A 6,300-nucleotide genomic window follows, 5' to 3' on the forward strand; every position below is an offset into this window, starting at 1 on the left:
CTTCATTCGTTCTTAAGCCAGATCGTTAATCGCATAACGGGCGATGTTTTCTTCGGTGATAGCCTCACCGCTCAGTTCTCTGGTGATTTTCCCTTCACGCATAACCAGTACCCGATCTGAAATACGCATAATTTCTGGCATTTCAGAAGATACCACCACAATGGCTTTTCCCTGGCGGGCTAATTTTTCAATCAGATTATAAATTTCTGATTTGGCACCTATATCAATTCCCCGTGTTGGCTCATCAAAAAGAAACACTTTATTATCTGCGGCCACCCAGCGTCCGATAATCACTTTCTGCTGATTACCACCGCTCAATGTGCCAATCGGCTTTTCAATATTCAGGGGGCGCAGGTTGAGGTCGGTCATTACCTCCAGCGCCACTTTATCAAGCTGGCGCTGACGCAATATTCCCGCGCGGGTAAATTTCATCATCGATGGCAGCGCCATATTCATTTTCACTGCGCGCTGCTTAATGATGCCCTCTTTTTTACGATCTTCCGGCACCAGACCGATGCCGGCCTTAATGGCGCTGCTGACGTTGAGATTTTTCACTGCCACACCGTCAACCAGCACGCTGCCGCTGGTACGGGTATCAATCCCGGCAATCAGCTTCAGCAGTTCGGTTCGCCCTGCCCCGACCAACCCGGCAATCCCCAGCACTTCACCGGCATTTACGCTGAAGCTGGCAGGCTGAACCGCACGGTCGCGCCCCAGCCCCTCCACCCGCAGCACCTCTTTATCGGTGATATGCGACTGATGATGCACCTTCTCAATTTTGCGGCCGACCATCTTGGTGACAATGGTCTCTTCCGTTTCATCAGAGATGTTCACCACGCCAACTTGCCTGCCGTCACGCAGAATGGTGGCGCGGTCGCAAACCTTAAAAATCTCGTTCATCTTGTGTGAAACGTAAATCAGCGCCACGTTCATCGACTTCAAATCAGAAATCAGTTCGGCCAGCCGGTCAAACTCACGCGGTGTCAGGCTGGACGTCGGCTCATCCATCGCAATGATTTTGGCTTCATCCAGCAAGGCACGGGCGATCTCGACAATCTGCTGCTGCGATACCTTCAGATTCTTAATCGGCTCGTCCGGGTCGATGCTCGGGTCCAGGCGGCGCAGAATGGCGATCGCCCTCTTACGCTGTGCCTTACGGTCAACAAAGCAGCCTTTGAAACGCGTCAGCGGCCTGCCGAGAAACATATTTTGGGCAACGGAGAGCTCAGGAACATGCTGCAACTCCTGGTGGATCATGGCAATCCCGGCCTGCCGTGCGGACAGTGGATTCTTCATCTGCACCACCACGCCGTTGACGCTGATCTCCCCGGAATCAGCGGAGCGCACGCCGGAGAGGATATTCAGCAGCGTGGATTTCCCCGCGCCGTTCTCACCGATTAATGCGTGAACTTCTCCGGGTCTGACGGAAAAATCCACACCCTGTAGAGCGGCCGCACTGCCGTAGGTTTTATTGATGCCGCGCATCGTCAGGCAAAACTGTTCCATACACCCTCCTGCCTTGATTACTGCTGAGCTAACAGCTGGCGCAGCTTGTCGTTATCTTTTGTCGAGAAGGCATCGGCATTATCTTTGGTGATCAGCGCCTGCGGAGTGGAGACCACGCGTGACAGCTTCTGACCATTAATCAGACGCAGCATCACTTCCAATCGCCACTTCCCCCGTCAGAACCGGGAAGCTGTCGACGGTGCCGGTCAGCTCGCCGCGTTTGATAGAGGCATAAGCATCTGAAATCCCGTCGGTGCCAAACACCGCAGTCTGCGCCGATTTGCCCTGTGAACGCACGGCTTCCACCACGCCCAGCGCCATGCCGTCATTGTTAGCGTAGAAGCCAATCAGGTCCGGGTGCTGTTGCAGAATGGTTGAGGCTGCGTTGTAGGCATTTTCGCGGCTCCAGTTGGCCGGAACGCTGGCTACCAGGCTGAATTTGCTGTTTTTCGCGATGGTTTCACGGAATCCTTTGGTACGCTGCGCAGCGGCGTAAACCCCAGGCTGGCCTTCAATTACCGCCACTTTGCCGCCCTTCGGATAGTGCTGGATAAACCAGTTCGCCACGCGTACGCCGTTGTCTTTCTGCACGTTACCGACGTAGTTCGCCACGTTTGGCATCACGGCATCATTAACGTTGACCACCGGAATGCCTTTGCTTTTCGCCACTTCATAGGCGGGTTGCATGTTGGCGTCCGTTTGCGGGGACACCAGCAGGCCATTGAAGCCCTGAGAGATCAGGGTTTCCGCGATTGACAGCTGCCCCAGCTGATCGTCCTCGTTAGCGGCCGCCTGGTACTCCACGGTGAAACCGTATTTCGCTGCGGCGGTTTTGTAGCCCTCACCCAGCGAACGCCAGTATTCGTTGGTCAGCGTTTTTGATACGCCGCCAATTTTCAGGGCTTTGTCCGGTGCCGGCAGTGGGCCGTACTTTGCCGTGAGCTGCGTCCAGTCGGTGCGATCGGGTTCAGTATCCGACTGCAACGGCGGCAGATCAGCAGCATAAACGGTTGAGCAGAACAGCGTAGCGGTGAGTACAGAGAGCAAGTGTTTTTTCATAATCTATCCTGTTATTTTTATAGGGTTTAACACCCGGAGAGACGTTTATTGCACCAGCATAATGTCGTTAACAATCTGCTGGGAGGTGACGGCATCCTGACGGCTGATGGCGTCCAGCAAGGCAGGGTTATTGTCGAGCTTGTCGCACAGTTTCAGTAAACGGGTCACGGTGGCGATGTTGGTTTCGGCTTCACGCACCGGGTCAAGGCCGCTGGCATCCGGGAAGGTGTCGAAGTAATAGGCGCCGTTGTAGCCGTCACGCTTCATCTGCCAGAGGAACTCCAGCGTGGCACGCGGGTTCACCGCAGCGACCATCAGGCCGTCATCGCGCTTGCCCCAGCCATCATTCAGGTCCAGGCCCAGCAGACGGGAACGGCGGGCAACCATCGCGGCAGCGTAAGCCGGGATTTCATTGGCGTAGAGCACATGTGCGAAGTCGAGGGTAATCCCCAGGTTCGGGCAATCCGCTTCTTCCACCGCCAGCAGACAGGTGGTCACGTTCGGGAAAATGGCAAATGCACGCGGCTCATTGGGTTTGTATTCGATGCTGACATCCATATCCCCGGCGTATTCCGCCACTTCACGCACTGCGCTTACCGCATCTTCCCAGATTTTTTTGTAGTCAGCCTGGAAGCTGTAATCAAACCCGTCCTGCCCCATCCACAGCGTCATGATGCTGGCACCAAATTCACGACCGGCATCAATGCCGCGTTTGGTCAGCTCAATCGCCTGGCGGCGGATTCTGGCATCCGGATTGGTGTAAGCACCGATTTTGAATTCCGGTGCATCCCAGCGCATCTGCATACCGTTTACCGCCAGGCCGACATCTTCAATTTTCTGACGCATGGTTTTCACATCGTCGGTGATGTGCTGAGGGTAGTTCAGATCCAGATGGGTCAGGCCTTTCGCCGTGGCAGCGCGCTCAATCATTTGCAGCACGGAAGGCTTGCCTTTCAGTTCAGGCCAGTAGCGAAAAGCGCCGGAAGCAAAGGAGTTAAGGCGTGTGGCAAATTTAAGTTCTGACATAGTTGATGTCCCTGGTCGTTGGCTTGTGAATTACTTTACAACTTCACATTTATTTGTGAATAAGTGCACTTCTATCATCAACGATAATCTGCCGCAACACAGCGTGCGGTTTTAATCAGCAATTTGAGACGCAATTCACGAAATTTTGACTGGCGCGGCAGGAAAAACAAAAAAGTCACGCAACTGTGTGACAGGTCGCATTTTGCACAATTAACACAGAGTGAGCGGGTCTCTCCCCGTTGTGTGATGCAAACGAAAGATTTACTGTTCAGTTAATGACAGTAAATTACCAGCGCACCCGCACAGGATGGAGACGTCAATGCAGCAAACCAAAGTCACCCTCAGGAAATCCTTTTTCAGCACCACTCCGGTGGACATCGTCAGCACCGATGGCTGCCGGGCAGAACTGTTCACCTTCCCTTCCGGTATTGAAGCCGTGCGCCTCAGCAACCGGCGCGGGCACCTGATTATCCTGCCCTGGTACGGCCAGATGATCTGGCAGGCGGTATTCGATGGCGTCGACCTCACGATGGAGAGTCGCTTTCGCGAGCCACGCCCGGCAACGGATGTCGTTGGCACCTACGGGTGTTTTATGTATCACTCAGGCCTGCTCCGTAACGGCAACCCCGGCGAGCATGACAGCCATGCCCTGCACGGCGAGATGCCGCTGGCCCCGATGGATAGCGCCAGTATTGAAACCGGCGAAGATCAAGACGGCCCGTGGATGGCGCTGGCGGGTGAGCGTGAATACCTGATGGGCTTTGGCGACCACTACAGGGCACGTCCGCGTGTGGTGATCCGGCCTGACGATGCCACCTTTGGGATTCATATGGCGGTGGAAAATCTCGGTCAGGATACGATGGATTTGATGTACATGTGCCACGCCAACTTTGCCTTTGTTGAAGGAGGCCAGATCGTGCAACCCACCGGGTTCAGTCGTGAGGATCTGGTGGTGCGCACCTCGGTGCCCACCATCGTCAAGTCTGATGACAACTACCTTCAGCAGTTAGCAAAAATGCAGGAAGACCCCTCTGAAACAGCGGTGATCAGCACGGCTCTCGGCGTTGACCCTGAGCTGGTTTTTTATCTGAAAAACCTGAAGACAGCGCAGGACGGAAAGGTGCACGTAATGCTGCGCAGACCAGCAGGTGATGCATTCACCGTGAGTTACTCCCCGGATGAATTCTCGCATCTGGTGCGCTGGATTCTGGCTAACAACAAGCAAAAAGTGTGCGCCTTTGCCATGCCGGCCACCTGCGGCGTTGAAGGCCACTTCGCAGAACAACAGCAGGGCAATGTCCGATCGCTGGCCGGGGGTGAGCACGCCCGTTTCCACGTACAGCTGGGCTATCTGAATGCCGCTGAGGCGATGGTGAAAGACGCGATCATCCGCACTTCGCGTTAGCGTTTTTGCCGAAATTGCAAAACGGAGGTGTGAGCTGAATCAAATAAGGACACTTTGGTAGAGCAATAAATTTACTTTGAAAGTTTTTTCAGTAAAGTCGATGTCGTCAGACGGACATTTAATGCGGTTTGTTCCTGGCACAAAGAGAAGACGTGTTCGTTTTTGCCCTACACGCTAACGACGCGCACACCTCGTCCTGAAAGGTTAATTTTTGCCGATATCAACAATAAATAAGTGGGTTAAAAATGAATCGTCGCATCCTTGTTAAATTAATGAGTTTATCTGTCCTGATATCCATGACCGCAGGGATTGGCTGGTCAGGCATCGCTGCCGCTGCCGAGACAAAAACCATGGTCACCGTCGTGAAGACCGTGGGCGTTCCGTGGTTCAACATCCTCAACCAGGGGCTGGAGGAAGGCGGCAAACAGTTCAATCTCAAAACCTCCATGGTCGGCCCGACCCGTGCCGACCCGGCACAGCAGGTCAAACTGATTGAGGACCTGATCGCCAAGAAAGTGGACGTGATAGGGCTGGTCCCGCTGGATACGAAAGTGACCGCGCAGGTGGTGAAACGTGCACGAGATGCCGGGATCATGGTGATCACCCAGGAAGGGCCAAATCAACCGGGGAAAACCTGGGATGTGGAGCTGATGAGCGCCCAGGCCTATGGTGAAGCACAGATGAAAGCGCTGGCGCGCGAAATGGGTGAAAAAGGGGATTATGTCGTACTGGTCGGCACGCTGACCACCACCGGTCATAATCAGTGGGCCGATGCCGCCATCGCTTATCAGAAAGCGCACTACCCCAATATGCGTCTGGCCGCCGACCGTTTCCCGGGGGCAGACTTTATCGATGAGTCTGAGCGCGTCACCCAGGATATTTTGAAAGCCTATCCTAAAGTCACCGGCATTATGTCGATGGGGTCCAACGGGCCGATCGGTGCAGGTAACGTGCTGAAGAAACGCCATTTAGAGAAGAAAATCGCGCTGGTGGGAACCACCATCCCTTCCCAGGCACGGGCCTACATTCTGTCGGGCGTGATCCGCGAAGGCTTCCTCTGGAACCCGAAAGAAGCCGGGCTGGCGATGACATCCGTGGCACGACTGGCGCTGGATAATACAAAATTTGAAACCGGTATGACTATCCCGGGCCTGGGTAAAGCCACGGTCGATACCGAAAACAACGTGGTGATGGTGGATCGGATTCTGATGATCACCAAAGATAACATCGCGGACCTGATCAAGCTCGGACTCTAAAACACACCGTTCATTATTGACAGGCATCGGGGGCCAGGGGGCCCCAGG

At 54.5% G+C, this 6,300-nt stretch carries 4 protein-coding genes and 1 pseudogene; 2 read left to right on the forward strand and 3 right to left on the reverse strand.

The window, feature by feature from the left end; genetic code table 11:
* Positions 1 to 12: 12 nt before the first annotated feature.
* From WH279_RS19035 to WH279_RS19045, 3 genes and pseudogenes are all read right to left on the reverse strand, one after another.
* Positions 13 to 1,506: a sugar ABC transporter ATP-binding protein gene (locus tag WH279_RS19035; protein ID WP_133841601.1), complete on the reverse strand. Its 1,494-nt coding sequence runs from the start codon at positions 1,504 to 1,506 to the stop codon at positions 13 to 15.
* Positions 1,507 to 1,523: 17 nt separating this feature from the next.
* Positions 1,524 to 2,565, reverse strand: a pseudogene (locus tag WH279_RS19040) (sugar ABC transporter substrate-binding protein).
* A 45-nt stretch (positions 2,566 to 2,610) separates the two neighbouring features.
* The gene (locus WH279_RS19045) at positions 2,611 to 3,591 is read right to left on the reverse strand and encodes a TIM barrel protein (RefSeq protein WP_339458040.1); all 981 of its coding nucleotides are present in this window, start codon (positions 3,589 to 3,591) and stop codon (positions 2,611 to 2,613) included.
* A gap of 319 nt (positions 3,592 to 3,910) precedes the next feature.
* Between WH279_RS19045 and WH279_RS19050 the strand changes: the two genes are divergently transcribed.
* Together WH279_RS19050 and WH279_RS19055 are read left to right on the forward strand one after the other, a co-directional pair.
* On the forward strand, positions 3,911 to 4,996 hold the full coding sequence (locus WH279_RS19050) for a DUF4432 family protein (RefSeq protein ID WP_339458041.1): 1,086 nt from the start codon (positions 3,911 to 3,913) through the stop codon (positions 4,994 to 4,996).
* Positions 4,997 to 5,268: 272 nt separating this feature from the next.
* Positions 5,269 to 6,252 (forward strand): substrate-binding domain-containing protein, encoded by a 984-nt coding sequence (locus tag WH279_RS19055; RefSeq protein WP_339458042.1) that lies wholly within the window; start codon positions 5,269 to 5,271, stop codon positions 6,250 to 6,252.
* Positions 6,253 to 6,300: the final 48 nt, after the last annotated feature.

Source organism: Erwinia sp. MYb375 (assembly GCF_037479175.1).
GTDB classification, from domain to species: domain Bacteria; phylum Pseudomonadota; class Gammaproteobacteria; order Enterobacterales; family Enterobacteriaceae; genus Erwinia; species Erwinia rhapontici.

What these genes read in the sequence shown, in the direction of transcription:
- WH279_RS19035 (WP_133841601.1), bottom strand. Translation starts at nt 1,506, where the DNA reads ATGGAACAGTTTTGCCTGACGATGCGCGGCATCAATAAAACCTACGGC.
- WH279_RS19045 (WP_339458040.1), bottom strand. Translation starts at nt 3,591, where the DNA reads ATGTCAGAACTTAAATTTGCCACACGCCTTAACTCCTTTGCTTCCGGC.
- WH279_RS19055 (WP_339458042.1), top strand. Translation starts at nt 5,269, where the DNA reads ATGAGTTTATCTGTCCTGATATCCATGACCGCAGGGATTGGCTGGTCA.
- WH279_RS19050 (WP_339458041.1), top strand. Translation starts at nt 3,911, where the DNA reads ATGCAGCAAACCAAAGTCACCCTCAGGAAATCCTTTTTCAGCACCACT.